Annotated in this window: 24 protein-coding genes; 22 read left to right on the top strand and 2 right to left on the bottom strand. The window is 31.2% G+C overall.

Annotated features, from left to right (window positions below; translation table 11 throughout):
- Positions 1-74: 74 nt before the first annotated feature.
- Entirely contained in the window at positions 75-1808 is a 1734-nt protein-coding gene (locus EXC59_RS02955) for an ABC transporter ATP-binding protein (RefSeq protein WP_035369313.1), read from the top strand.
- 7 nt (positions 1809-1815) lie between these two features.
- Positions 1816-3810, top strand: coding sequence for an ABC transporter ATP-binding protein (locus EXC59_RS02950; RefSeq protein WP_035369315.1), 1995 nt, complete (start codon positions 1816-1818; stop codon positions 3808-3810).
- A gap of 43 nt (positions 3811-3853) precedes the next feature.
- Here the strand turns inward: EXC59_RS02950 and EXC59_RS02945 are convergent, their stop codons facing one another.
- Positions 3854-4495 carry a hypothetical protein gene (locus EXC59_RS02945; RefSeq protein WP_035369317.1) on the bottom strand — a complete coding sequence of 214 codons (642 nt, stop codon included), beginning with the start codon at positions 4493-4495 and terminating at the stop codon, positions 3854-3856.
- Positions 4496-4682: 187 nt separating this feature from the next.
- Between EXC59_RS02945 and rny the strand changes: the two genes are divergently transcribed.
- The 17 genes from rny to EXC59_RS02860 all read left to right on the top strand — a co-directional run bounded on the left by rny (position 4683) and on the right by EXC59_RS02860 (position 23120).
- Positions 4683-6275, top strand: coding sequence for a ribonuclease Y (rny, locus tag EXC59_RS02940; protein ID WP_051659022.1), 1593 nt, complete (start codon positions 4683-4685; stop codon positions 6273-6275).
- A 51-nt stretch (positions 6276-6326) separates the two neighbouring features.
- Complete coding sequence (locus tag EXC59_RS02935) at positions 6327-7088, top strand: TIGR00282 family metallophosphoesterase (RefSeq protein WP_035369319.1); 762 nt, start codon at positions 6327-6329, stop codon at positions 7086-7088.
- Between the two features lie 158 nt (positions 7089-7246).
- The gene (locus EXC59_RS02930) at positions 7247-9262 is read left to right on the top strand and encodes an ABC-2 family transporter permease (protein ID WP_035369321.1); all 2016 of its coding nucleotides are present in this window, start codon (positions 7247-7249) and stop codon (positions 9260-9262) included.
- Positions 9263-9286: 24 nt separating this feature from the next.
- A complete protein-coding gene (gene mutS, locus EXC59_RS02925; RefSeq protein WP_035369323.1) occupies positions 9287-11809 on the top strand; it encodes a DNA mismatch repair protein MutS in 2523 nt (840 codons plus the stop codon).
- An 11-nt stretch (positions 11810-11820) separates the two neighbouring features.
- Positions 11821-13590, top strand: coding sequence for a DNA mismatch repair endonuclease MutL (mutL, locus tag EXC59_RS02920; protein ID WP_035369455.1), 1770 nt, complete (start codon positions 11821-11823; stop codon positions 13588-13590).
- Positions 13587-14435, top strand: a complete 849-nt coding sequence (miaA, locus tag EXC59_RS02915; protein WP_035369325.1) for a tRNA (adenosine(37)-N6)-dimethylallyltransferase MiaA — start codon at positions 13587-13589, stop codon at positions 14433-14435. The genes mutL and miaA overlap by 4 nt, the downstream gene beginning before the upstream one ends.
- 1 nt (position 14436) lies before the next feature.
- The gene (locus tag EXC59_RS02910; protein WP_035369328.1) at positions 14437-14919 is read left to right on the top strand and encodes a shikimate kinase; all 483 of its coding nucleotides are present in this window, start codon (positions 14437-14439) and stop codon (positions 14917-14919) included.
- Positions 14920-15348 carry a type II 3-dehydroquinate dehydratase gene (locus EXC59_RS02905; protein ID WP_035369331.1) on the top strand — a complete coding sequence of 143 codons (429 nt, stop codon included), beginning with the start codon at positions 14920-14922 and terminating at the stop codon, positions 15346-15348.
- A 33-nt stretch (positions 15349-15381) separates the two neighbouring features.
- Positions 15382-15939 (top strand): elongation factor P, encoded by a 558-nt coding sequence (gene efp, locus EXC59_RS02900; RefSeq protein ID WP_035369334.1) that lies wholly within the window; start codon positions 15382-15384, stop codon positions 15937-15939.
- Positions 15940-15994: 55 nt separating this feature from the next.
- Positions 15995-16504, top strand: coding sequence for an NUDIX domain-containing protein (locus tag EXC59_RS02895; RefSeq protein ID WP_162164012.1), 510 nt, complete (start codon positions 15995-15997; stop codon positions 16502-16504).
- 71 nt (positions 16505-16575) lie between these two features.
- A complete protein-coding gene (locus EXC59_RS02890) occupies positions 16576-17298 on the top strand; it encodes a pseudouridine synthase (RefSeq protein WP_162164013.1) in 723 nt (240 codons plus the stop codon).
- A 57-nt stretch (positions 17299-17355) separates the two neighbouring features.
- Positions 17356-18015 carry a (d)CMP kinase gene (gene cmk, locus EXC59_RS02885; protein ID WP_035369339.1) on the top strand — a complete coding sequence of 220 codons (660 nt, stop codon included), beginning with the start codon at positions 17356-17358 and terminating at the stop codon, positions 18013-18015.
- A 2-nt stretch (positions 18016-18017) separates the two neighbouring features.
- Positions 18018-19418, top strand: a complete 1401-nt coding sequence (locus EXC59_RS02880) for a S1 RNA-binding domain-containing protein (RefSeq protein WP_035369341.1) — start codon at positions 18018-18020, stop codon at positions 19416-19418.
- 18 nt (positions 19419-19436) lie between these two features.
- Positions 19437-20753 carry a ribosome biogenesis GTPase Der gene (gene der / locus EXC59_RS02875; RefSeq protein WP_035369342.1) on the top strand — a complete coding sequence of 439 codons (1317 nt, stop codon included), beginning with the start codon at positions 19437-19439 and terminating at the stop codon, positions 20751-20753.
- Complete coding sequence (locus tag EXC59_RS02870) at positions 20743-21738, top strand: NAD(P)H-dependent glycerol-3-phosphate dehydrogenase (RefSeq protein ID WP_035369343.1); 996 nt, start codon at positions 20743-20745, stop codon at positions 21736-21738. Before der ends, EXC59_RS02870 begins: the two co-directional genes overlap by 11 nt.
- A gap of 68 nt (positions 21739-21806) precedes the next feature.
- On the top strand, positions 21807-22082 hold the full coding sequence (locus tag EXC59_RS02865; RefSeq protein WP_035369345.1) for an HU family DNA-binding protein: 276 nt from the start codon (positions 21807-21809) through the stop codon (positions 22080-22082).
- 87 nt (positions 22083-22169) lie between these two features.
- The gene (locus tag EXC59_RS02860; protein WP_035369346.1) at positions 22170-23120 is read left to right on the top strand and encodes an ankyrin repeat domain-containing protein; all 951 of its coding nucleotides are present in this window, start codon (positions 22170-22172) and stop codon (positions 23118-23120) included.
- 9 nt (positions 23121-23129) lie between these two features.
- Here the strand turns inward: EXC59_RS02860 and EXC59_RS02855 are convergent, their stop codons facing one another.
- Positions 23130-24299: a CPBP family intramembrane glutamic endopeptidase gene (locus tag EXC59_RS02855; protein WP_035369347.1), complete on the bottom strand. Its 1170-nt coding sequence runs from the start codon at positions 24297-24299 to the stop codon at positions 23130-23132.
- A gap of 109 nt (positions 24300-24408) precedes the next feature.
- On the opposite strand from EXC59_RS02855, the gene rdgB reads away from it, so the two are divergent.
- From rdgB to EXC59_RS02840, 3 genes are read left to right on the top strand one after another with little or no spacing between them, the layout of a single operon-like run.
- Positions 24409-25011, top strand: a complete 603-nt coding sequence (gene rdgB, locus EXC59_RS02850) for an RdgB/HAM1 family non-canonical purine NTP pyrophosphatase (protein WP_162164014.1) — start codon at positions 24409-24411, stop codon at positions 25009-25011.
- On the top strand, positions 24971-25417 hold the full coding sequence (locus EXC59_RS02845) for a metallophosphoesterase family protein (RefSeq protein WP_162164015.1): 447 nt from the start codon (positions 24971-24973) through the stop codon (positions 25415-25417). The genes rdgB and EXC59_RS02845 overlap by 41 nt, the downstream gene beginning before the upstream one ends.
- The gene (locus EXC59_RS02840) at positions 25407-26273 is read left to right on the top strand and encodes a phosphotransferase (protein WP_035369348.1); all 867 of its coding nucleotides are present in this window, start codon (positions 25407-25409) and stop codon (positions 26271-26273) included. Before EXC59_RS02845 ends, EXC59_RS02840 begins: the two co-directional genes overlap by 11 nt.

The following is a 26273-nucleotide window of genomic DNA, read 5'->3' as shown; positions in this document are numbered from 1 at the left end:
GGGAGAGATACCTCTCCCTTTTTTGTTGCTTTAGGCGTATAATTGAATTAACAATATAATTATTCGGAGTATTTATGATAAACATATTAAAAAAAGTAAGTTGGTTTATTAAACAAGAGTGGAAAGCATACACGCTCATGTTTTTTTTCCTGATGTTGATTGGCATCTTAGCACTTTCACCAGCCTATGTCTTAGGACTTGCGATTGATACGATTGTATCTAAAAATTTAACCATACGCAGTCTTATATCAATTCTTAGTGTATTAATTTTAATTCCAGTGGGACGTTATACCTCATCATTTATTTATAACTACACTGTAAATAAAACAAGTCAGAAGTTAGCTTATACATTTAGACAAAACTATTTAAAGAAATTATTTAGTATGGATGCAGATTTCTATGAGAAGTATCAAAAAGGGGATTTAATATCTCGTGCAACATCAGATTTAGATTCAATCACTGTTGCTGCAACATCCATGCTTGAAGGGATTGTGCTTAATACCGGAATGATTATATTTGCTATTTCCATTATGGCATTTACAATTTCTTGGAAATTAACGCTAATCTCTGTTACAGTTATGCCAATCGGCTTGACAGTTTTAAACATTATTCGTATGAAAAAACGTCAATATGTTAAAAAACATAGAGAAATTTATGCGAATATGACTGAAAAGATTTTAGAATCTGTTGAAGGTCAAAAAACAATTCGTGCGTATGTGCAAGAAGATAATGACTTAGAAGCACAAAAGAAAGCAATTACTCAAGATATCGAATCATGGCGATACATTATTAACTATGAAAACAGATTAACGCCATTATTTGAAACCGTATATGGAATTGCTTATATTTTAGCGTTTGTTTTTGGTTCGATTTTTATCATTAATCAAGAAATTACAATTGGTCAATTAATTACATTCATTTCTTATGTAGGTATTTTATATGGACCAATCATTGCAATCTCAGGTGTCTTCCAACAAATCAATAATGCGACAGTTGCTGTTGACCGTTATGAAGAAATTATGAGGTTAGAACCTGTAGTTGATAATGATAAGCAACCAGATCATATCATGACATTTGATACGATTGAGTTTAGGGGTGTGACATTTAAGTATCCGTTTGATACCCATCCAACGATTAATGATATTAACTTAACGATTAAAAATGGTCAAACCATAGGCGTTGTTGGTCCAACAGGTTCAGGTAAATCAACACTCATCAGACAATTGTTACGTGAATTTGATGTTACTTCAGGAAACATATATATTGATAATAAAAACATTAAAAAATATGTCATTTCAGATATTAGAAATATGGTTGGGTATGTTCCTCAAGCACACATGTTATTTAGACGTGGCGTAGATGATAATATCTTTATTGGTAATTCAAGTGCATCGATTGATCAATTAAAACGAGCGATTCAAATTGCTGACTTTGAAAAAGACATTGCGTATTTATCTGATGGTTTAAATACAAAAGTAGGTGAAGGTGGAGCAACACTTTCTGGTGGTCAAAAACAAAGATTATCAATTGCAAGAGCCTTGATTAAAGATCCTGAAATTTTAATTTTGGATGATTCATTATCTGCAGTAGATGCAAATACTGAAGAAAACATTATTGAGAAGTTAAAACAATTTAGAAGAAATAAAACAAATATAATTATTGCTCACCGCTTCAGTGCAATTCGTGAAGCTGATCTAATTATTGTAATGGATCAAGGTAGAATCATTGATCAAGGAACACATGAAGAATTACTTAAACGTGATGGTTGGTATAAAGAACAATATATCCAACAAATCAGTATGAAGTAGGTGCAACATGAAACAAGTCAAAAAAGTATGGAAATATATCAAAAGATATAAGAAAAATTTAATCCTATCAATTATTTGTATGCTAATCGTTCAAGCCTTAGGATTAGTTGCACCATTAATTGTAAAAAACATCTTAGACGAACAATTAGTAGGTATTACAAGAACTTGGTATGAAACAACTGATACGACAGGTGTTTTATATGATGGAAGATATTATGCACAAGATGAAGTGAATGAAAACCCATTAACAATTGTGATTTCAAGTGGAAAATACTATGCAGTATTTGATGAAGTAGCTACCGGGAATCAACAAATTAAAGATGGAAAATTAATTGTTACCACTTTTGAAGGTGAAGAAATTTTATATGATGTGTCTTTACTTTCAGGTAAAGAAGTTAGAACTTTCTATTCACCATTTATTAAACCAATTACCATTTTATTAATTCTTTTATTTGCTAGATACTTCTTACACATTTTATTCTTATTTATTCAAAGAATATCAACCTCTGTCATTACTGTAAATGTTGTTAGAGATGCCAGATTAGATGCAGTAGCAGCACTACAAAGAATGCCGATGACCTATTTTGAAAATGAACCTGCAGGTAAAATTGCGAACCGTATCATTACAGATGTAAACGGAATGATTAACTTATTCTCAACCTTAATGAACTTACTATTAAATGCAACATTAGCGGTTGTGTTCGCATATATTGGGATGTTCTATTTAGATGCAAAACTAGCATTATGGACATTTATTATTTTCCCATTAGTATACTTTTGGTTAAAATATTTCGTATATCATTTAAATTTAATTGCGCAAAGAGTATCAGAATCAGCTTCAATGATTACAGCAAAACTTAATGAAATAATCAATGGTATTAATATTCTACAAATATTTAACTATCAAGAACAAACAGAAAAAGAATTTTCCGAAGTTAATAATGAATATCGAAAAGAACAATTAAAAGAACAAAAACTTCACTTAACTATTGGATGGAACATGATTCGTTTTATTGGGCTCATGGTAACAGCTTTCATTGTTGGTTACTTTGGATTCCAAAGTTTAACAGTAAGTGGATTTGTTGTTACAGCAGGTACAATTTATGCGTATAATGATTATTTATCAAGATTAGTTGAACCTTTACAAACGCTATTTAGAGAAATTGGGAACCTTCAATTAGCATTAGTAAGAACAGATAGAATATTTACTATTATTGATGCAGAACAAGAAGATGGATCATTTGAAAAGATGCCTAGATTAAAAGGTGACATTAAGTTTGATAATATTTGGTTCTCGTATAAAAAAGATAAACCGGTATTAAAAGGTGTAAACTTAGATGTTCCGAGTGGCCAAATGATTGGTGTTGTTGGTCACACAGGTAGTGGTAAATCTACAATGATGAGCTTGCTTTTACGTTTTTATGACTTAAAAGAAGGTGATTTAGGAAATGTTTATGTAGATGATGTTGATATTAGAACATATTCGAAACGTACATATCGTCAACATATTGGAATGATTCTTCAAGACCCAATGATCTATAAAGGAACAATTGCAAGTAACGTTAGATTTGGTACAGATGCAACTGATGAAGAAGTGGAATCAATTATTAGAGAAATTGGTGGCGGTCATATGATTGATAAATTACCAAATGGTATTCATCAAGAAGTTATGCGTGGAGGTGGTAATTTATCTGTGGGTGAAAAACAACTCATTTCATTTGCTAGAGCAGTCGTGCATAATCCATCAATTTTAATTATGGATGAAGCAACAGCTAATATTGATACAGAAACCGAAACACTCATTCAAACAGCTTTAAATAAAGTAAAGGAAGGGCGTACAACAATTGTTATTGCGCACCGTCTTTCGACAATTAAACATGCTAATAAAATTGTAGTTTTAGAAAATGGTATTAAAGTTGAAGAAGGTACACATGATGAACTACTTCTTAACAATAAACAATATGCTGCGATTTATCGTTCACAAACTAAAATAACTGATTAAAAAAATAAAACCTAACGTGATTTTAAAACGTTAGGTTTTATGCTTATTTGTTATTATCGATTTCAGTAGAAGGTGTTAAACCAACTAAACTTGTTTTAAAGAAGGCTTCACGTAATTCTGTTTGTCCTAGTCCTAAATCAATTTGATAAGTTACTTTGACATATAAATTAGGTCTTTCTACCTTAACAAACCATAATGGTGATTGAGGTAAAATGTGATTGAAAGCAACGGAATGTTGTGAACTGTAATTTTTTGATAATGAGATTGAATAAGGATTTGATTTTGCATCCATCCAATCTGTTTGTAAAACTAAAGTGATTTGAACGCTTGAAACCAATTTGTTGACTTGTTCAACATATTTAGCTTTAAAAGTATAATACCCACTCTCATCATAATACTCGGGAATTAAGAATGAGTCTAATTTAATTTTTACGATTAAATCAGCATTTTCTAAATTGATTTCTTCGTGGTTTGTTGAAGATTCAGTTGTTAGATAACTCTTTTCAAATTTACTAACAACAACGTCATCAAATGTAACTTTTTGATACTTTAAATAATCCCCTACGTAAAGTGCTATTACAAATGCGGCTGGAACTAAAATAAAAATTCCTAGAATTGTAAGAATTAGTCTGTATTTTAGTAACCATTTTCCGAAAGTTGACTTTGGTTGGTGTAATGGTACCATATATATCTCCTTATAAAATTATCTATTTTTATTATACTACAGAATAGGAAAAATTAAGTCCTTTGTTGGCAAAATTAATTGACTAAAAAGGGTTTTAAAGTTATAATGAATTGTGTACTTACTGCACATATAAATTGTAGAAAGTTATATAACATATGTAATAAAATTAAATATGGAGGTAGAAATTATGTTTAACACATTGTTCTCAGTCGGAACATCGGAACTAATTACCTTCATTTTGCTAATCGTCCTAGGAATAGGTGTTGGTGGCGTCGTAGGTTATTTCCTACGTGTAGCACATCATGAGAAGAGTTTAGCTCGTTCTCGTGAAGAGGCTAATCGTATTATCGAAGACGGAAAAAAAGAAGCTGAAAAAACAAAAAGAGAGCATGTTTTTGAAGCAAAACAAGAGATTTTAGCGTTACGTAAAGAATTTGATAATGATGTTCGTGAAAGACGTCAAGTCGTTTTAAACCTTGAAGAAAAAGTATCTCAAAGAGAGATTACTTTAAATAATAGATCTCAATATCTAGACAAGCGTGAAGAAGGCTTGGATTTAAAAGAACAAAAATTAGATGAACGTAAAGTACAACTTGATAATCAATATAGCAAAGTGGAAGAATTAGTTAAAGAACAAGAGGCTAAGTTAGTTGCTATTGCTCAGTTAACAAAAGAGCAAGCTAAAGACTTGATAATGGCTCAAGTGAGAGATTCTATATCAAATGAAATAGCGACTTATATCCGTGAGGAAGAAGATAAAGCTAAGAATATTGTTCAAACAAAGAGTAAAGAATTATTAGCATTAGCTATGCAAAAATATGCTTCTGAGACAACATCTGAAAGAACAGTTTCAGTTGTAGAAATTCCAAATGAGGATATGAAAGGTAGAATCATTGGTAAAGAAGGAAGAAATATTAGAACACTTGAAGCTCTCACAGGGGTTGACTTAATTATTGATGATACACCGGAAGCAGTCGTGCTTTCAGGCTTTGATCCAGTAAGAAGAGAAATAGCTAAGCGTGCATTAACGATTTTAGTCCAAGATGGTAGAATTCATCCAGGTAGAATTGAAGAAGTTGTAGAAAGAGCTAGAATGGAAATTGATATGTTCATTCGTGAAGCCGGTGAAGAAGCAGTATTCAAAACTGCAATCGGTAAGGTTCATCCAGACTTAATCAAACTATTAGGTAGAATGAGTTTTAGAACGTCTTATGGTCAAAACGTATTAAAACACTCAATTGAAGTTGCTTTCCTTGCAGGGAAATTAGCAGCCGAAATTGGTGAAGATGAAATTCTTGCAAGAAGAGCAGGTTTATTCCATGACATCGGTAAAGCCGTTGATCATGAAGTTGAAGGTTCACACGTTACAATCGGTGTTGATATTGTTTCAAGATACAAAGAACCTAAAGAAGTTATTGATGCAATCGCATCACACCATGGTGATGTTGAACCACAATCAATTATCGCAGTATTAGTTGCAGCAGCGGATGCCTTATCAGCTGCAAGACCTGGTGCACGTAGCGAATCAATGGATACCTATATGAAACGCTTAAGTCAATTAGAAGAAATTTCTAATGCGGTTCCTGGTGTTGATAAATCATATGCTATTCAAGCAGGACGTGAAGTACGTGTTATCGTTCAACCTGAAAAGATAGATGATTTAGGTATTGTAAATGTTGCTCGTACTATTAAGGAAAAGATTGAAGAATCTATGACTTATCCGGGCACAATTAAAGTTACAGTTATTCGTGAAAAACGCGCAACTGATGTAGCTAAATAATATTAGAAATTTGAAAGAGGCAATTTGCCTCTTTTGTTTTATAATAGAACTATGAAAATATTATTTATCGGAGATATCTACGGTGAAGCTGGGGTCAATTATTTATTAGAAAATATAAGTTATCTCAGACAAACCTACCAACCAAATTTAATCATTGCCAATGCCGAAAATGCTAAAGAGGGAAGAGGTATTACATTAAAGATTTATAAAGAACTGATGAAATCAGGCATAAGTCTTTTAACCATGGGGAATCATACCTGGAAGAATAAAGAATTAGAAACTTTTATTGAAGGTTCAAATGTTATTCGTCCAATTAATGATCGATCAAATAAAGGTAATGGCTATAAAATCATTAAGTATAATGACAAAAAAATATTAGTCTTAAATGCACTAGGTCGTGCTTTTATGGCAGAAGAATATGATAATCCATTTTTAATGGTAAAAGAAGTTTTAGAAAAAGAAACTTATGACTACTCAATTTTAGATTTTCATGCTGAAACAACATCTGAAAAAGTTGCAATGGCTCATTTTTTAGATGGCAAAATTGATGCAGTAGTTGGCACGCATACGCACATTCAAACCAATGATAATATGAAGTATCCTAAAGGAACTTTATATATATCAGATATAGGCATGACTGGTCCAATGTGGGGAGTTATTGGAGTAGATAAAGATATCATCGTCAATAGATTTGTTTATGCAGAAAGTGTCCCAAACCAAGTAGCCAAAGGACCAAGACAAATCAATGCAGTTTTAATCACTTTAGAACCAACTAGAAAAATTGAAAAAATACATTTAGAAGAAATGTCATAACCAAATGATGTTTCTTTTTTATAACTATTAAATCGCCTAACATAGGTATTTCACTAGGTTTACATAAAAAGTTGGTCAATTTCAATACATACTTCTATCGTTATGCATTATAACATGTTATAATAAGGTTAAGATTTTCAAAAGTGGAGGGATAATACATGGCTCAATTCGACAAGGGTGGTCATTTAATTGTTAAAGGAAAACAATATCAAATTGGGGACTTAGTGGGCAAACTCATTTATATACCTGGAAATCATTTAGCTAATTACCTACAGGATATTGGATTAAATATTCCGCGTAAATTACGCATGGGAGTATTAAAAAATGTTTTACGTCAATCAGTTGAAAAGACGATTGAAGAGAGAAAATCATTAGCAGACGAAATGGGATATCGTTTAACATGGTTCTCTAGATATACTGATTCACAATTAGTTAATTTACTTGAATGGTATAAGAGCCCATCTCTTTCTAGAAAATATTTAGAAGAGTTTTGGGTTGTTTTATTGGGTCATTTAGTAGAAAAAGGCGTTTCTGAAAACGATCTTTTATATTTATTTGAAGAAGCTACTAAAGCTGAAACTACGCATGTTTTACCTCAATCAAAACAATTTAACCAACAAATTGAAGATGTTTTATATGATGAAAAAGGGGAAATTGATGGGGTTACCCAAGATGCATTCCGTCCTGTTACATATAAAGCCTCTACTTTAACTGAGTTAAGAGCAATCGATGATAAATTTGATGCACCAATTCCAAAACGTTTGAAAAAGCAAGAAGTATTAGACATCATCTTAGTTAAATTACGTGAACGAGGACAATTAACTAGAGAATTAGAAGATAAGTTATCAGGCCAAAATATTCTATTATTAGAACGTTATGCTAAAGATAACGATATTAAAGTTTCAACAGAACTTAAAAAAGAAGAAATTATTGAATACATCTTATCAAATGCTAAAGAAACAAAAGAAGCTTACTTTGTTCCAGCCTCATCAGCAGTTTATGAGAAACAAGTTGATGAAGTTGAAGAATCATTTACTTCTGAAGTGACAAGCAACTTAGAAGAAACGGTACAGGAAGAAAAGATGGAAGAAGTTAAAGAAGAGACTAAAGAAGAAGTTAAAGAAGAAATAAAACAAGAAGTTATTGAAAAAGAAGTTGTTAAAGAAGTATATCGTGAATCAGTCGACTACAAACCGGAGTTCGAAAGATTAGCGAAAGCGTTTGAACAACTAGCAGTAGCTTTTGAAAAGAAAGAGTTTGTTGTAAATATTAATCCAGTTGTATCAATTGATGAACCAACAAAACCGGTTCAAGTTGATAATGCACAAATAATTAAGGAACTTTTAAAGGAAGAAGAAGACTTCCCAGTAAATATTCAACCAACTCAAGCATCACAACAACCAGTTGTAGTGCAACAAATTGGTGAAGCATTAGGCGTTCCGGTTCAAACACCAGTTGAAGTAAAGAAAAATAAAAAAGGTGAAGTAGTTGCTGAAGCGCCATTTGCACCAATTAAAGTTGGCAAACAATTTAAGATGGCTAAAGGTTTAAGCAAACTTGCTGGGTTATTCGCATTACTATCATCAATCATTTGGTTAGCATTTGCAGTTGTAGTTTTACCAATTGAAAACTTCTCACAACTAGACTTTATTAATGGTTACATCCCATTCTATGATTTAACTCAAATTAATGTTTGGTACTTAGTAGGTGGAGGCGCATTCCTGTTCTTAATGAACCTAATCCTTGCAATTCGCCTATTTAAAGTGAAATTAAAACGCGCTAGTGCAATTTTCTTTGGTATTATTGAGTTAGCAACAGGATTTGGTATCACAGGTTTACTGATGTTAATTGGTTCATTTAGAAAAGCACAACCAATTTACAAACCACATCCACAAGATGGTGTAGGTCGAATTGTTGAAGCAATCAATAATTTAGGTACAAACCTAGGTGGTAAAAAACAAAAAGGTGAATCTGGTAAGAAAGCTGGTAGAGCAATCTTCATGATCTTCTTTGTGATTCTAGCAATTGTGTTTGCAGTACTATTAATCTTATTCTTAATTTGGAGATTAGATTTCACTTACGGATATGAAAATATTGAGGTCATGAACTTTGGTCCATGGTTAAGAGATAATATCATTATCAAACTTTTTGGTAAATCACACTTCAAATCATAACATTATGTTTTTAAAGGAGGCATTATGGAAGATATTAATAAATATACTCCAATGATGCAACAGTATATTCGCCTTAAAGAAGACTACGCTGACGCGATAGTCTTTTTTCGATTAGGAGATTTCTATGAAATGTTCTTCGATGATGCATTAGTTGCATCTAAGGTTTTAGAAATAGCATTGACATCAAGAGATGCAGGAAATAAGGTTCCAATGTGTGGAGTACCTTATCATGCAGCAAAAGTATATATTCAAAAATTAGTTTCAAAAGGTTTTAAAATTGCGATTGCAGAACAAATCACTGAACCAGGTAAAGGTTTAGTTGAGCGTGAAGTTATTAAAGTTATTACACCAGGGATGATTATTGACGATGGTATTTTACCTTCAAATGAATTCAATTTTATTGGTGCAATCACATTAGCTGAGTATGGTTATATTTTATCTTATGCAGATATTTCTACAGGCGACACATTCTTGTTAGATGGTTTAACTAAACAAGGCTTACTTGATGAAATTAAAAACTTAACAATTAAAGAAATTATTTTGAAAAATAAAGCGGATGAGAAACTCATCAGTTATTTAAAAGATTTAAATATCGTTATTTCAATTTATCAAGATGATGAAATCTATCATCAAGCAATTCTAAAAAATTTAGATTCAAAAACGACTAAACAAGCAGCAAGTCTATTGGTGAACTACTTATTCAATGAAAGCAAGCAGGAATTAAGACACCTCTTACCATTTGAATTTAGAGAAGTAAAGACATACATGCACTTAGATAGCCATGTATTAGAACATTTAGAATTAACAGAAAGTCTAACGGGTCAAGTGAAATCAACATTGGTTTACTGGGTTGATAAAACGAAGACCGCAATGGGTTCACGTTTATTACGCTATTATTTAACACATCCGTTAAAAGATAAACAATTACTTGAAAAAAGATATGATTATGTGGATGCCTTTAGTGATTATGATCCAAGAACTGAACTAGAAAATGCATTAGATAATATCTATGATATTAACCGTATTGTTGGACGTATTGCATCCAATAATACAAATGCACGTGACTTAGTGCAGTTAAAATTAACACTTGCTAAAATTCCTAGATTAAAAGAAGTTTTAGCAATGTATCAAAATCCATTAATTGATGAGTTAAATGAACGCATTTTAACACATGAAAACTTATATCATTTACTTGATGAAGCAATCGTAAATGAACCACCATTATTAATTAAAGAAGGTGGCATGATTAAAGAAGGCTATAATCAAGAGTTAGATGAGTTAAAAAACATTGCCACTCATGGTGAGGCATGGTTAGAAGAATTCTTAGAAAAAGAAAGAGAAAAAACAGGTATTAAAAACCTTAAGGTTGGATACAACCGTGTTTTTGGTTACTTTATTGAAGTATCTAAAGGTAATATGAATTTAATTAAAGATGAGTTTGGATATATTAGAAAGCAAACCTTATCTACAGGAGAACGCTATATTACTGAGGAGTTAAAACGTCAAGAAGATAAACTTATTCATGCAAAAGATAAATCTATGGCATTAGAATATGAAATCTTCCAAGAAGTAAAAGCTGAAACACAAAAATATACAGAAAGTTTATTACACTTAAGTCAATTAATCGCTCAAATTGATACGTACTTATCAATGGCGATTGTAGCTAGTGAATATAACTATGTTAGACCTAAATTAAATACAAATAAAATAGTTGAAATTGAATTAGGTAGACACCCGGTTGTGGAACAACATGTAGAATTTATTGCGAATAATATCACAATGAAACCTGGAGAAATATTTATTTTAACTGGTCCAAACATGAGTGGTAAATCAACATTTATGAGAATGTTTGCATTAATTGTTGTGATGGCTCAAACAGGTATGTTTGTCCCAGCAAATAGAGCAAACGTTCCAATTTATGATGGCATTTTTACCCGTATCGGTTCGTCAGACGATATTTCCGGTGGTAAATCTACATTCATGGTTGAAATGGTTGAAGCAAATGAAGCATTAACTAAGGCAACTAAAGATTCACTCATTTTATTTGATGAAATTGGTAGAGGTACTGCAACATACGATGGTATGGCACTTGCTCAAGGTATGATTGAATATATTCATCATGAAATAGGTGCACAAATGATGTTTTCAACGCACTATCATGAATTAACACGCCTAGCAGATCAGCTACCAAATGTTACAAATTTACACGTTAAAGCAAAAGAAGAAAAAGATAAAATGGTATTTATGCACCAAGTTGAACAAGGTGCATCGGATAAATCTTATGGTATTCAAGTGGCAGCACTTGCACATTTACCAGAAAAGATTATTCAACGATCAAAACAAATTTTAAAGAAATTAGAACAAACAAGTAAAGCTAAGACAGTTGATTTATTCTCAATCGAAGAGACTGAAAAACTAGATACAGTCATCCCACATGATGTACAAACTTTACTTGATGAGTTAGATAGTGTAAATATTGATCAACTTACACCACTAGATGCACTCATTAAACTAAAATATTTACAAAATTTATTAAAGAAAAAATAAGAGGCTAAGTTATGAATAGAATTGCAATCATGGATATGTCACTTGCCAATATGATTGCAGCCGGTGAAGTCGTTGAACGTCCTTCATCAGTTGTAAAAGAATTAGTAGAAAACGCAATTGACGCACATGCAACCTTGATTACCATTGAAATAAATAACATTGGATTAGATTCGATTATTGTTACAGATAATGGATCTGGTATGACGCTAGATGATTTAAAATTATCTTTTTTAAGACATGCAACATCTAAAGTATTTAAAAAGGATGACTTAAATCATATTGAAACATTAGGTTTTAGAGGGGAGGCTTTACCTTCTATCGCTTCTGTTGCTAAACTTACCATTCAATCAAGAACTGAAAATTCAGATGGTTATTTTATTCATGTAGAAAACTCAAAATTAGTCGATGAAGGTTCGATTGCGATGAACCAAGGGACAAAGGTAATTGTTAAAGAATTGTTTTACAATACACCAGCTAGATTCAAATATATTCGAAGTGAAATCGCTGAAAAAAATGCGGTTATTGAAGTATTTGAAAAGTTGGCTTTATCGCATCCTTACATTCAATTTAAATTAATTATTGATCAAAAAGAATATAAGAAAACACTAGGGAATGGCTCAGTAAAAGCGCTTGTTGAATATGTTTATGGTAAAAACATGTCTTTAAGTATGAAAGAATTACATACACAAATTGGTAAGATTAAAATTGATGCCTACTTATTAGATCCAAAGTTTTCTAAAACAAAACGAAACGATGTCAATATTTTTATAAATAGTCGTTATGTAAAAAACTATACAATAAGTCAAGCAGTCATTGAAGGATATAATTCATTTTTAATGACGAATAAATATCCGATTACGTTGGTATATTTATCAATTGATCCAACATTAGTTGATGTCAATGTACACCCTCAAAAGATGGAAGTTAAACTTGCAAATGAATTGATGCTTGCATATGCATTAACTCCACAAATTAAAGAAGCTCTTGAAGAAGGGGCACTCCCAATTAGAGAAACGATTAAAGAAGTTAAAAAAGAAATCTTTAAAGTTGAAAAACAAGATATTTTTACATTTGAAGAAGTGAAAGTTACACCTAAAGAAGAAGTAACTTATATTGAGAAAAAAGATTTAACAAATGAAAGCATAGACTTTACCGAAGAATTATTAATCGAAGAGGTTAAAGAGGAAGTTGAAGTAGTAAGAACAAATGAACCAAAGATTCCTTCATTTGATTATATTGGAACCTTTAGGGGTACTTATTTACTTTTCCAAAATGAGACAGGTTTATTCATGATTGATCAGCATGCTGCTGCAGAACGAATTCGTTACGAGTACTATATTGATAAAGTTGGCGAATTAAAAGCAGATTATTATGAATTGCTTGTACCACATCAACTGTTTTTATCACTTAAAGATGTTGAATTAGTCAATCATTTTGAAGATTTACTTAAAAACATTGGATTTATTATCAAAAATGACAAACTCTATGCACATCCAACTTGGTTACATGAATCAGAAATTGAAAAAGCAGTTGAGTCTATCATTGAACAATTAAATGATTATCAAGATGTTGATTTAAAGAAATTAAGAAATCAACTTGCTAAAGATATTTCATGTAAAGGTGCTATTATGGCAAATCATCAACTTTCTATGCAAGAAATAGATAAGTTAATTGATAATTTAAGAAAGTGTAATAATCCATATACGTGTCCACATGGGCGACCTGTATTGATTAAATTATCAAACTATGATGTAGAGAAAATGTTTAAGAGAATTGTATGAAAAAAGTTATATGTATTATGGGACCTACTGCAAGTGGGAAAACGAAATTATCAATAGAATTAGCCAAAGCAATCCAAGGTGAAATCATTAATGGTGATGCCGTTCAAATCTTTAAAGAATTAAATATTGGTTCAGCAAAAATTAAAGATGAAGAAATGGATGGTGTAAAGCATCATTTATTAAGCATTAAATCAATGGATGAAGATTATACGGTTTACCACTTTCAAAAAGATGCAAGAGAAAAAATAGATGAAATTACAACGCCTATTATTTGTGGTGGTAGTGGTTTATATATTAAAGCAGCTTTATATGATTATGAATTTGAGAGTTTTGATGGGAAGTTTGATGATGTTTCTTTGGAAGAAAAATTAAAATTCATTCAAGAAAATGATCCAGAACTAACACTTGATTTATCAAATGAAAGAAGAATAGAAAGTGCTTATCGAAATATTAAAAGTGGTTTTTTAAGAAGTGAAAAAAAGAATAAAGATGTACCACTTTATGATATTTATTTAATCTATCTTGATTTAGACCGAACGATATTAAAAGAAAGACTTTATAGACGACTTGATATCATGTTTGAAGAAGGATTCTTAGCAGAGACACAAGCTTTAATGAATTATGATTTAAATATCATTGGGTATCGAGAATTAAAGAAATATTTACTTGGCGAATATAGTTTAGAAGAAGCCAAAGAAGAAATTATTAAAACATCTATGCGCTTTGCAAAACGACAAAAAACATGGTTTATGAATCAAATGAAACCGCATGTTTATGATGCGTTAAGCACAAACTTAATTGAAGATGTAAAAAAAGATGTAATAAAATTTTTGAAGGATAATTAAAATGAGAATTTATTTAATTGGTATGCCAGGGTCTGGGAAATCAACAATTGGCAAAAAATTAGCAGAAAAATTAAATGTGAATTACATTGATTTAGATGATTTTATTGCTGAACGTAATATGATGTTTATTGAAGATATTATCAATCAATATGGTGAACAAGTCTTTAGAGAAAAAGAAACAGAAGCATTAATGGCACTAACTGATTTTCATGGCGTGGTTGCAACTGGCGGTGGGGTTGTCACTGTTAAAAAAAATAAAGCAATCATGGATGGTGTGAAAGTATATTTAGACACGCCAATTGATACCATAAAAGTGAGATTAGAAAATTCATTTCAACGTCCTTTATTAAAACAAACAAGTTTAGAAGAGTTATACGATAAAAGATTTTTAAAATATCAAGACTTTGCAGATATCATAATTTCAAATCATGATACAGTAACTGCATGTGTAGAGAGAATTTTAAAAGCAATTGAGGTAAAGTAAATGAAAATAGCAATTGTTAATGGACCTAATCTAAATATGCTAGGCAAACGTAATAAAGATCATTACGGAACTTTAACTTTAGATAGCATTAATCAGCTACTTGTTGACACATTTAAAGAACATGAATTTACGTTTTTCCAAAGTAATCATGAAGGTGCATTAGTCGATTATATTCAAACGCTTGATTGTGATGGGTTAGTTATTAATGCAGCAGCTTATACACATACTTCAGTTGCGATACGTGATGCGTTAGAAATACATTCATTTTTAAAGGTAGAAGTTCACTTATCAGATATTAATAATCGCGAGGACTTTAGAAAAACAAATTTCATTAAAGATGTTGTAAATTGTAGTTTTTTTGGTAAAAAAGAACAAAGTTATATTGATGCAGTGAATTATTTAGTTGAAAAAAACAAGTTTTTAAAGTAAAATATAAACGGCTTAAAAAAAGGAGTTATTATTATGATATCTACAAGTGATTTTAAAACAGGTTTAACAATTGAAATGGATGGTAACATTTATGTTATCTTAGATTTCTTACACTCAAAATCTGCAAGAAGTGCCGCAGTTATTAATACAAAGTTAAAAAATTTAAGAACTGGTGGCGTAATTGAATACACATTCAAATCAGGTGAAAAAGTTGAAAGAGCTCAAATCGACAAGACACCTATGCAATACTTATATGCATCAGGCGATATGCATACTTTTATGAATATGGAAACTTATGAACAAATCGAAGTTCCAGCTTCACAAATCGAACACGAATTAAACTTCTTATACGAAGGTTTAGAAGTTGAAATTATGTTCTTCGGTCAAGAAATCATTGGTGTTAACTTACCGGAAAAATTAGTATTAGAAGTTAAAGAAACTGTACCTGGTGTAAAAGGTGATTCTAAAACAAATGCGATGAAAGATGCTTGGTTACCATCTGGTTACCTAATTAAAGTTCCTATGTTCATCGAAGCAGGTGAAAAAATCATTGTAAACACAACTGAAGGTACTTACGTATCACGTGCTTAATCATAGACTAAAACAAAAAGACCAATGGTCTTTTTGTTTATTTTATAGGAGAAAAATGTCAGTAAATACTTTTAATTATTGTCCAATTTGTGGCTCAAAATTAATTAAAAAAGAAATTGGTGACGAAGGAAAAATGGCCTATTGCGATACCTGCAATAAGCCAATTTTTGATATGTTTAATGTGACCCCTATTATCATGGTCATTAATGAATTTAATGAAGTTTGTTTGTTAAAACAAAATTATATTAGCAAAACATTTTTAGTTTTTATTTCAGGATACTTGAAAAAATATGAAAGTGTTGAAGAAGCAATTAAGAGAGAAGTTTTTGAAGAAACAGGATTAACGGTTGATAAGATTGAATATCATTTATCAAGTTTTCATGAGGCTACGCAAACACTCAGATTAGGTTTTGTTGCTTATGTTAAAAAACAAGCATTTCATAAGTCGGAAAAAGAAGTTGATGAGATTTATTGGTTTGATTTAGTAGAAGCAGAGAAATATTTAAATCCAAATGGATTCTCTACACAAATTTACTTATCTTACCGTAAAAAAACATCAAATTGAAATTGATAAAATCTATGAGTTTTATGTTTTAGAAAAACATAGGCTTATGCTATAATGAAGAAGGTGAATATATGGAAAGATTATCAAAATTAATCGCTCAATCAGGCGTCAGTTCTAGAAGAAAAGCTGAAGAATTAATTTTAGCAGGAAAAGTTAAAGTTAATGGTGAAGTTATCACACAACTTGGAACAAAAGCTAACCAAAGTGACTTGATTGAAGTCGATGGAAAAGTTATTAATAAAGAAAGATTAGTTTATTTTCTAATCAATAAACCTACGGGTTATTTATCAACAAACCAAGATGAACATAAACGTAGAAATTTCTTGGATTTAATGCTACCTGAGGATAAACAGTTTAGACTTTTTCCTGTTGCAAAATTAGAATATGATACAGCAGGAGCATTACTGGTTACCAATGATGGTGAATTAACAAGAAAATTAACACGTCGTGTTTCAGGCATTGAAAAAGAATATATGGTTCGCGTTTCTGGCATTATGATCAAAGAAAAGATAAGACAAATGCGTAATGGAATCAGTGTTGAAGGGAAAATAATTCAACCAAGAGAAGTTCAATTAATGGAACTTGATAAAAAAAACCAATCAACATTAGTAAGAATTGTTATTGGTGATGAAACAAATAAAGAAATTCGTGCGCTATTTAAAACGTTAGAACACCCAGTTAAAAACTTAACAAGAACACGCTATGACTTCTTAACATTAGAAGGTGTTGAACGTGGTGGATATCGTCCATTGAGAGCACATGAAGTGAAAAGATTATATCGAGAAATTTCTTGATTGAATCACGCATAGATATTATCTATGGTATAATAAAATTAACGTGGAGGAAGTTTTATGGCAGAATTTCAAGTCGCCATAGATGGACCGGCTGGAAGCGGGAAGTCGACCATCTCTAAATTGATTGCTGATAAACTTAAGATGACTCATATCGATACAGGAGCGATGTATCGAGCTGTTACCTTAATAGCGATTGAAAAAAATATCGATCTCAATGATGAAAAAGCATATGAGTTTTTAGAATCTATTTATATCTCATATGAGCATGACAGAATATTAGTTAACGATCGTGATGTAACAGAAGAGATTAGAAGTAAAGAAGTTACCAACAATGTTTCATTAGTCTCATCATTCCCTTATGTTAGAAGAAAAATGGTGGACTTACAAAAGAAAGCAGCAGAAAACGGAAGAGTCATCATGGACGGTCGTGATATTGGAACTGTCGTACTTCCAAATGCAAATCTAAAAATCTTCTTAACAGCTAAAGTTGAAGAAAGAGCAAAAAGAAGACAATTAGAAAAAATCAAAAAAGGCCATAACGTTGAATTTGAAAAATTAGTAGAAGAAATTCAAATACGAGATCAAAAGGATTCAACAAGAAAAGAATCACCCTTAAAGAAGGCCGATGATGCAATAGAAATAGATACAACCAACTTAGATATTAATCAAGTTGTTGAAAAAATTATAGGGCTGATTAATTCAGCAAAAGGAGCGTAATTATGTTCGATTTTGTTAAAAAAGGACAAATTGTTGAAGGGAAAGTTTATCAAGTTAAGCCAAATGAAATTTTAGTAGCTTTAGAAAATGCAGCTACTGAGGGTAAAATCTATGCAGAGTACTACGACAATCCTGCACCAGCTGATTTAACTAAAGTAGTTAAAGTTGGTGATGTGATTCGTGCAAAAGTAACAAGTGCATCAGAAGGTGATGACTCATTCCAAATTCTTTTATCACGTCTACCTTTATTAAATGAAGAAAAAATTAATGATATTGAAAAAATCTATCAAGATAAAAAAGAAATTGAAACTGTTGTAAAATCATCAAATGATAAAGGATTAATCTTAGAATATTTAGGATTTGAATTATTCTTACCATACACTTTATTAGATTTTGAATTAAAAGATAAGAAAGATGAATTAATTGGTAAAAAATTAACTGTTTTAATTGAAGAATTTAAAGCAGATAAGAGACGTCCAAAGATGATTGCAACTAGAAAACCAATCTATGAAGCACTTCGTCAAAAACAAAACGAAGAACGTCATCAAGCTCGTCAATCTGAGTTAGAAAATATTCATACAGGCGATGTGCTTGAAGGTACAGTTGATTCATTTGAATCACATGCTGCATTCATTAAGTTTAATCATATCTCTGGTATGTTAAGAATCTCTCAAGTTTCTCATCATAGAATTGATAAGATTGAAGATGTATTAGCTAAAGGACAAAAAGTTACTGTTAAAGTCATCAAAAAAGAAGGAAATCGTTTAGACCTTTCAATGAAAGCTCTACAACCAACGCCATATGAAGCATATTTAGCTGAACATAGAATTGGTGATACCGTAAAAGGTAAAGTCGTTTCAAAATTACCATTTGGTGTATTAATTGAACTTGCACAAGATGTTAAAGGATTATTACATAAGAACGAATATTCTTGGAATCCAAAAGCCAATATGGATGCTTACATCAAGATTGGTGATGAGATGGAAGTTGTTATTCTTTCTAAAGATTTAAAGAAAGAAAAAATCGCTTTATCTAAGAAAGCTATCGAACATAACCCATGGGCAGGCTTAACATTACGTCATGGTGAAATCATTGAAGTAAGAGTTGAAGGCGTTACAAAAGACGGCGTGAACGTTTCTTACGAATCAGTTGATGGATTCATTCCAAATAATGAAGCACATAACGACCCTAAAGTAAATATTGCCGATCATTACCAAGTTGGTGACGTAGTAAAAGCAATCGTTACTGAATTTAACAGAGATAATTGGGTATTAAAATTATCTGTTAGACGTTTATTAGAAAACTTAGAAAGACAAGAATTCGAAAAATATCTTGGAAATGAATCAGAACAAGAATCAGTTACATTAGGTGACTTATTCGAAGATTTAAAAAATAAAAAATAATTAAAAGAAGGTTTTAGGATGCCATTTACAGTTGCGATAGTAGGTCGTCCAAACGTAGGAAAATCATCGTTATTCAACAGAATATTAGGTGAAAGATTCTCCATTACGGATGACGTAGCAGGAGTTACAAGGGACCGTATTTACGCCCAAGCCGAGTGGTTAACTAAAAAATTTAGTCTAATTGACACAGGGGGCATTGAAATAGGCGATGCTCCTTTTTTAACTCAAATTAAAGAACAAGCAGAAATTGCCATGGACGAAGCAGATGTTATTGTCTTTGTCGTTGATGGTTTAGTTGGGTTAACAGACAGTGACTACTATATTGCTAAACAATTATATAGAACAAACAAACCAGTAGTTGTTGCTGTCAATAAGATTGATGATTTAGTTCACTTAAACAATGCATATGAGTTTTACGCTTTAGGATTTGAAGATCCAATTCCAGTATCAACTCATCATGGTATTGGTATGGGAGATTTACTTGATAAAGTATTATCATACATGAAGGAAGAAGATAAAGAAAAAGAAAAAGGAACTATTTCTTTTGCAGTTATCGGAAGACCAAATGTTGGTAAATCATCATTAGTAAATGCGATTTTAGGGGAAGATCGTGTTATCGTTTCACCAATTAGTGGAACAACAACCGATGCGATTGATACCACATTTACAAAAGATAAACAAAAATATACAGTAATTGATACTGCGGGTATTAAAAAACGCGGTAAAGTTTACGAAAACTTAGATAAATATTCAGTTTTAAGAGCATTAACTGCTTTAGAAAGAGCAGATGTAGCCCTTTTAGTTTTAGATGGTTCTGAAGGAATCACTGAACAAGATGGTCACGTTGCAGGCTATTTACTAGAGTATAATAGAGCAGCAATTATTGTTGTTAATAAATGGGATGCTGTTACAAAAGATAGTAAAACAATGAAAGCATTTGAAGAAAAGATTCGTGATGAATTTAAATTCTTAACATATGCACCAATTGTATTCTTATCAGCAAAAGAAAACCAAAGAGTTCATACTTTGTTCCCAGCAATTCAATTAGCTTATGCTAACTATACAAAAGAATTACCAACAAGATTAATTAATGACGTCTTAACAGATGCTGTGGCAATGAATCCGCCAGCAGTATTTAATCAAGGTAAAGCTAAATTTAGTTATGCAACACAATCAGGCATTAAGCCACCAACATTAACAGTATTTGTTAATGATCCACACTATATCCATTTCTCATATGAAAGATATTTACAAAATCAATTTAGAACATCGTTTGATTTAACTGGTACGCCACTTAAATTCCAATTCAGAAAGAAGGAGTCTAATGAAGATTAGTATTATTGGTGGAGGCTCATGGGGAGCTACACTTGCACAAGTATTAAATGATAATGGTCATGAAACATTAGTTTATGACATTAACGAGAAAACTGTTGAATCATTAAATAATGGAAGACATCCACTTTTAGAAGTTGATATTCCTGGATTGCGTGCAACAACAAACTTAGATGAAACATTGCAATTCTCTGATCGCTTAGTATTAGCTGTTCCTACAAAGTTTATCAGAGAATCATTAAAAACAATTAACCAACATGCATTTAGAAAAATGTACTTTATCAACGTTTCTAAGGGTATTGAACCTGATACATTAAAACGTGTGTCTGAAATTGTTAATGATGAAATTTCAGAAGCATTTTTTGGTGCATATGCTGCTTTAACTGGCCCTTCCCATGCTGAAGAAGTTGTGTTAAGAAAATTAACAGTCTTAACTGCAGCTAGTCAAAATGAAGCATTTGCCAAAGAAGTTCAAGTACTATTCTCTAATCAAAATTACTTACGTGTCTATTCTTCAAACGACTTAATTGGTTGTGAAGTTGGTGGTGCAATTAAAAATGCGATTGCCATTGTATCTGGTATTATGACTGGATATGGATTAGGCGAAAACGCACGCGCCGCTTTAATTACTCGCGGTATTTTAGAAATTACAAGAGTAGTGGTTGCGATGGGTGGAAACAAAGAAACTGCCTTCGGTTTAACTGGTATTGGAGATTTAATTGTTACGGCTTCTAGTCATAATTCTAGAAACTTCAATGCAGGGTTAAGAATTGGCCAAGGAATTCCAGTTGAACAAGTTTTAAATGAATCAAAAATGGTTGTTGAAGGTGTTAGAGCCATTCAAGCAGCTAAAGATTTAACAATTAAGACAGGAATTGAACTTCCAATCATTGAAATTGCTTATGATGTAATCTTTAATAATTTGAGCGTTAGTGATGCAATTTCAGGGCTTTTAACAAGAGAATTAAAACCAGAAATGATTGGATAATTACTTAATTCATTGTATAAAAATATTTGATATGTTATAATCAAGAAATAAAGGGAGGAGAAAGTACTATGAACAAGACAGAATTAATTGCTCTAGTAGCTGACAAAGCTGGTTCAACACAAGTTCAAGCTGAAGCGATTATTAACGCATTTGCAGAAGTTGTAACTGAAACGCTTGCTGAGAGAAAAGAAAAAGTAGTTGTAACAGGATTTGGTACATTTGAAGTTCGTAATCGTGTCGCTCGTAAGGGGAAAAATCCTCGTACAGGAGAAGAAATCGTAGTTCCTGCACAAAAAACACCTGCTTTCAAAGCTGGTAAGTTATTAAAAGACGCAGTTAAATAATTTGTAAAATAACATCCTAAGGTAAATCCTTAGGATTTTTTTTATGAAATTAAGGTATAATGAGAATAGGAAGTAAGGAGGATCAGTATGGATTTATTTAAACTTGCTTTAGATAATGATTTATCTGGATTGCAACAACATATTGAATCGACACACATCAAAGATGCTAGAGGAAAAACACTCCTTCATTATGCTGTTTTAGGCAGTGCACACGATGTGGTAGATTATTTATTGGTTCAAGATATTAACGTCAATATCGAAGATGAATCTGGAGAAACTCCACTTTTTGATTGTGCAAGAAAAGGGAAACTTGTATTAGCTAAAAAATTACTAGCTCGTTACGCGAAAGTTGATCATAAGAATCGTAAAGGTGAAACTGTCTTACACCTTGCTTGTCATAAAGGTGATTTAGAAATGGTTAAATTATTCGTAGAAAAGAATGCTAACTTAAAAGCATTAACTAACGAACAAAAACTGCCTATTCATTATGCGATTTTAGCAGGTCACATCCATTTAATTGACTATCTCATGGAACAAAGCGATATGAGTTATTATGAATTAGACGATGCTAAAAATAGTTTCTTGCATTATGCATGCAAAACAACAAATTTAAAATTAGTTGAAAAATTTTTAGAACAAAATTTAGATCCTAATCAATTAAATGATTCATTTGAAACACCACTATTTTATGCAGTAAGATATGGAACAAGAGAAACGGTGATGACATTACTCAATCATGAGGCATATTTGGATGTTAAGAATCGCCGATTTGAAACTCCGCGTATGATTGCACAACTCAATCACGACCACCAAATGGTAAGCCTATTAGAAAGTTATTATATATCACCTGATTATCAAAATTTAAAAGAACGACAAGCATTAACAATTGCAGTTTTAAATAGAGATCATAATTTATTAAAACAATTAATTGATAGAAATTACAAATTAAAAAAAGACCGTTTAAAACAAACGGCCTTAGACTATGCAAATAAATATAAATTAACAGTATGTATTAATTTATTAAGACCTTTAGCTTAAGGTCTTTTTTTATCTCATAAAGATTTGGAGTAACATGCCAATTAAGTTATAAGCAGCATGTACAACAATAGGGTAATAAATATTCTTTTTATTGCTCATGTAAACTAAACCTAATGAAATGCCACCAGCAATATAACCTAAACCTGTAATGAAGACAACTAAGAAGTTTCCTTCACCAATTTCTGTTGTCATATGAATTAATCCAAAAACAATAGAAGATACAACTAAAGCTATTTTAGGATTCTTAATTAATCCAAAGAATGCTTTTCTGAAAACTAGTTCTTCAATGATTGGTGCTAGACATACTGCAGTTAAGACCATTAAAATCATCCAAGGACTATTTAGTGATCGATTAATTGATAATTGGTTTTGAGAGATATCATTTGGAACAGCTGCAATAGTTGAAATGATGGTTGTAATGATATTTGTTACAATATTGATTGCAAAAATCGTTACAATACCAGATAAAATACGATTTGCGATAATTGGTTTTTCACTCTTGAAACCAGGTAAATCTAGTTTTAATGAAGGTTTCATTACGAAGTACATAATAAGTGTAAATCCGATATATAAAACAAAACTAAATAAATTAGAGAAGTCACTTGTTGCCATACGTTGACCATCTATCAGTGTTAGTGGATTAAATATTGCACTATTTGTATAAATTGGAGCTGCATCATCTTTAGGAACAACGATTAAAATATCTTTATTGTTACCCCACTTTGTACGTTCCCCACTTAAAATGGCATCAAGGGTTTCTTGTTTAATACCTATAAGTTTATTATTCTCATAACTGAAATCCTCTACAGTGTAAATACTTGCGTAACTATTTGTATAAATTGCATAATCCCCATCTTGATAAACCTTCACTAAGAATGATTCGTATTCTTTCTTGAATGTTTGATAATAGTTTTCATTTACAAAATATAATGAATCAATTTCGGTTGCTGCAAGTTCTGCACCGATTTGAGAAGCAGAATAATCTTTAAATACAAAATCACTGTTTTTTAATAATGGTGCAATTGCGGTGAAGATTAGCGCAGGAACAATCATAAAACATAGATATAAAAAAATAGAAATGATATGTCTTGATTTATTTTTACCTTCTAATTCATCGCGATTGTCCTGGTTGTGAAGTGATGAGAACTCAGCCTCAATTTCGTCCATATGTTCTTGCATAAGAAGCTCTCCTTTTATAATATGTATAATTTCATTATACTAGATTAATCTCAAAAGTGGGTCTGTGTTATAATAAAGAGTAAGATATAGAGTTTTAGAGGACCGAAAAATGATTATTACTTTAGCATCAGGAAACAAGAAGAAATTAAAAGAATTAGATGAAATTTTAAAACATACAGAACTTTCTTGTGAACCAATTACAAGCAATGAGGAAATTGATGTTATTGAAGATAGTCTAACATTTATTGGTAATGCAACAAAGAAGGCTATAAGTTATGCAAAACATTTAAATAAGGTTGTTGTTGCAGATGACTCTGGACTATGTGTAGATGTATTAAATGGTATGCCAGGAATTTATTCAAAGCGTTATGCAGGGCTAAGTGACTATGAAAATAACGTTAAGTTATTAGATGTATTAAAAAATAAAGAAAATAGAAAAGCATATTTTATTTGTGCAATTGCCCTGGCATTTCCAGATGGAAAAGTATTTACATATGAAGCTAAATGGCATGGAACAATTGCAAATGAAATGAAGGGACATAATGGATTTGGATATGATCCTGTCTTTATCCCAGATGGTATGAAAGATGTAGTTGCGAGTCTAGATGAAAACTATAAGATGACGCATTCACATCGATATCAAGCATTAAAAAAATTTGTGGAGGATAAGGATGAAATTATTAATTACTGGAGACATACATGGCAGAAGTGATATTTTAAAGAAAATATTACAAAAAGAAACTGATTTTGACTTGCATCTAAACACGGGGGACTTAGGTTTAGATATGGTAACAATTGAACAATCAAAAATGATTGCGGTCAAAGGTAATAATGACTACTTTTTAGATTTACCCTTATCAAGAATCATTGATTTTGATGGTAAAAAAATATTACTTGTCCATGGACATATGGAAGATGTTAAATATGGATTAGGTAAATTACAAGTAGAAGCATTTAAAAATAAAGTAGATATTTGCATCTTTGGACATACACACGAAGCGTTTTACAAAAATATTGAGGGTGTAGAATTTATTAATCCTGGTGCATTAAGTGGACTAAAAGATAAATCATATGCAGTATATGAATCAGGAAGGGTGAGCTTTATCAATGCTGATTGAAGAACAAGTGTTAAAAAATGCTTCAGACTTTTTTAAAGTTAGTAGTGAAAATATAAAAGTTGATCATCGTTTAAAAGGTGGAATGAGTAACTATACATATTTAGTTTATGTTCTAAATGAACCATATGTTATTCGTATCATCGGCGAAAAAGGTGAAGTCTTAGTTAATCCTAAAAAAGAAAAAGATCATTTAGCTTTAGTAAAAGATTTAGGTATCACTTCTGAGACATTATTTTTAGATGTAGATACAGGTGCGAAAATTTCAAGATATATTGATGGTGAAGTCTTATCAGGAGATATTACGATTACTGATTATATGAATGTTGCAACTACACTTAAAAAGTTGCATCAATCAAAAATTAGTGGACATGATTATGAATTAAAAGATCGTTTAAGAAGTTATGAAAAACTCTTAACCAATCGTGTAAGTCAAAAGTATTACCTACTTAAACTAAAATGGTTGAAAATGTATGATGAAATGTATGAAAAAAATGAAAAAGTATTTTGTCATGGAGATGCACAACGTTCTAACCTAATTAGAACAAAAGAGGGCATTCAACTATTAGATTTCGAGTTTTCAGGTATGAATGATCCATACTATGATATTGCATCATTTGGTAATATTAGTTTTGAAGATTCAGTTAGACTGCTTGGTTACTATCTAGATAAAGAACCAACATTTTTAGAATTAAATAAATTAAAATTCTATCGTATGTACCAAGTTTTACAATGGCATATTGTAGCAACTTATAAAGATGAAGTTGGTTTAAGTGAAAAACTTCATTTAGACTTTAAGATGATTGCTGAAAAGTATTTAAATATGGCTGAACAATTTTATTTTGAAATAATGGAGTAA

The organism is Acholeplasma hippikon, assembly GCF_900660755.1.
Lineage (GTDB): Bacteria > Bacillota_I > Bacilli_A > Acholeplasmatales > Acholeplasmataceae > Acholeplasma > Acholeplasma hippikon.
Note: the sequence above shows the minus strand (reverse complement) of the source record. Positions and strands in the feature narration are given on the sequence as shown.

Bases quoted from the DNA above. Each gene is read 5' to 3' on its own strand.
- mutL (WP_035369455.1), top strand. From the start codon at position 11,821: ATGAATAGAATTGCAATCATGGATATGTCACTTGCCAATATGATTGCA.
- EXC59_RS02945 (WP_035369317.1), bottom strand. From the start codon at position 4,495: ATGGTACCATTACACCAACCAAAGTCAACTTTCGGAAAATGGTTACTA.
- EXC59_RS02840 (WP_035369348.1), top strand. From the start codon at position 25,407: ATGCTGATTGAAGAACAAGTGTTAAAAAATGCTTCAGACTTTTTTAAA.
- EXC59_RS02865 (WP_035369345.1), top strand. From the start codon at position 21,807: ATGAACAAGACAGAATTAATTGCTCTAGTAGCTGACAAAGCTGGTTCA.
- EXC59_RS02890 (WP_162164013.1), top strand. From the start codon at position 16,576: ATGGAAAGATTATCAAAATTAATCGCTCAATCAGGCGTCAGTTCTAGA.
- EXC59_RS02895 (WP_162164012.1), top strand. From the start codon at position 15,995: ATGTCAGTAAATACTTTTAATTATTGTCCAATTTGTGGCTCAAAATTA.
- EXC59_RS02950 (WP_035369315.1), top strand. From the start codon at position 1,816: ATGAAACAAGTCAAAAAAGTATGGAAATATATCAAAAGATATAAGAAA.
- EXC59_RS02855 (WP_035369347.1), bottom strand. From the start codon at position 24,299: ATGCAAGAACATATGGACGAAATTGAGGCTGAGTTCTCATCACTTCAC.
- EXC59_RS02860 (WP_035369346.1), top strand. From the start codon at position 22,170: ATGGATTTATTTAAACTTGCTTTAGATAATGATTTATCTGGATTGCAA.
- EXC59_RS02845 (WP_162164015.1), top strand. From the start codon at position 24,971: ATGAAATTATTAATTACTGGAGACATACATGGCAGAAGTGATATTTTA.
- EXC59_RS02910 (WP_035369328.1), top strand. From the start codon at position 14,437: ATGAGAATTTATTTAATTGGTATGCCAGGGTCTGGGAAATCAACAATT.
- mutS (WP_035369323.1), top strand. From the start codon at position 9,287: ATGGAAGATATTAATAAATATACTCCAATGATGCAACAGTATATTCGC.
- rdgB (WP_162164014.1), top strand. From the start codon at position 24,409: ATGATTATTACTTTAGCATCAGGAAACAAGAAGAAATTAAAAGAATTA.
- EXC59_RS02870 (WP_035369343.1), top strand. From the start codon at position 20,743: ATGAAGATTAGTATTATTGGTGGAGGCTCATGGGGAGCTACACTTGCA.
- EXC59_RS02930 (WP_035369321.1), top strand. From the start codon at position 7,247: ATGGCTCAATTCGACAAGGGTGGTCATTTAATTGTTAAAGGAAAACAA.
- cmk (WP_035369339.1), top strand. From the start codon at position 17,356: ATGGCAGAATTTCAAGTCGCCATAGATGGACCGGCTGGAAGCGGGAAG.
- efp (WP_035369334.1), top strand. From the start codon at position 15,382: ATGATATCTACAAGTGATTTTAAAACAGGTTTAACAATTGAAATGGAT.
- rny (WP_051659022.1), top strand. From the start codon at position 4,683: ATGTTTAACACATTGTTCTCAGTCGGAACATCGGAACTAATTACCTTC.
- der (WP_035369342.1), top strand. From the start codon at position 19,437: ATGCCATTTACAGTTGCGATAGTAGGTCGTCCAAACGTAGGAAAATCA.
- EXC59_RS02880 (WP_035369341.1), top strand. From the start codon at position 18,018: ATGTTCGATTTTGTTAAAAAAGGACAAATTGTTGAAGGGAAAGTTTAT.
- miaA (WP_035369325.1), top strand. From the start codon at position 13,587: ATGAAAAAAGTTATATGTATTATGGGACCTACTGCAAGTGGGAAAACG.
- EXC59_RS02935 (WP_035369319.1), top strand. From the start codon at position 6,327: ATGAAAATATTATTTATCGGAGATATCTACGGTGAAGCTGGGGTCAAT.
- EXC59_RS02955 (WP_035369313.1), top strand. From the start codon at position 75: ATGATAAACATATTAAAAAAAGTAAGTTGGTTTATTAAACAAGAGTGG.
- EXC59_RS02905 (WP_035369331.1), top strand. From the start codon at position 14,920: ATGAAAATAGCAATTGTTAATGGACCTAATCTAAATATGCTAGGCAAA.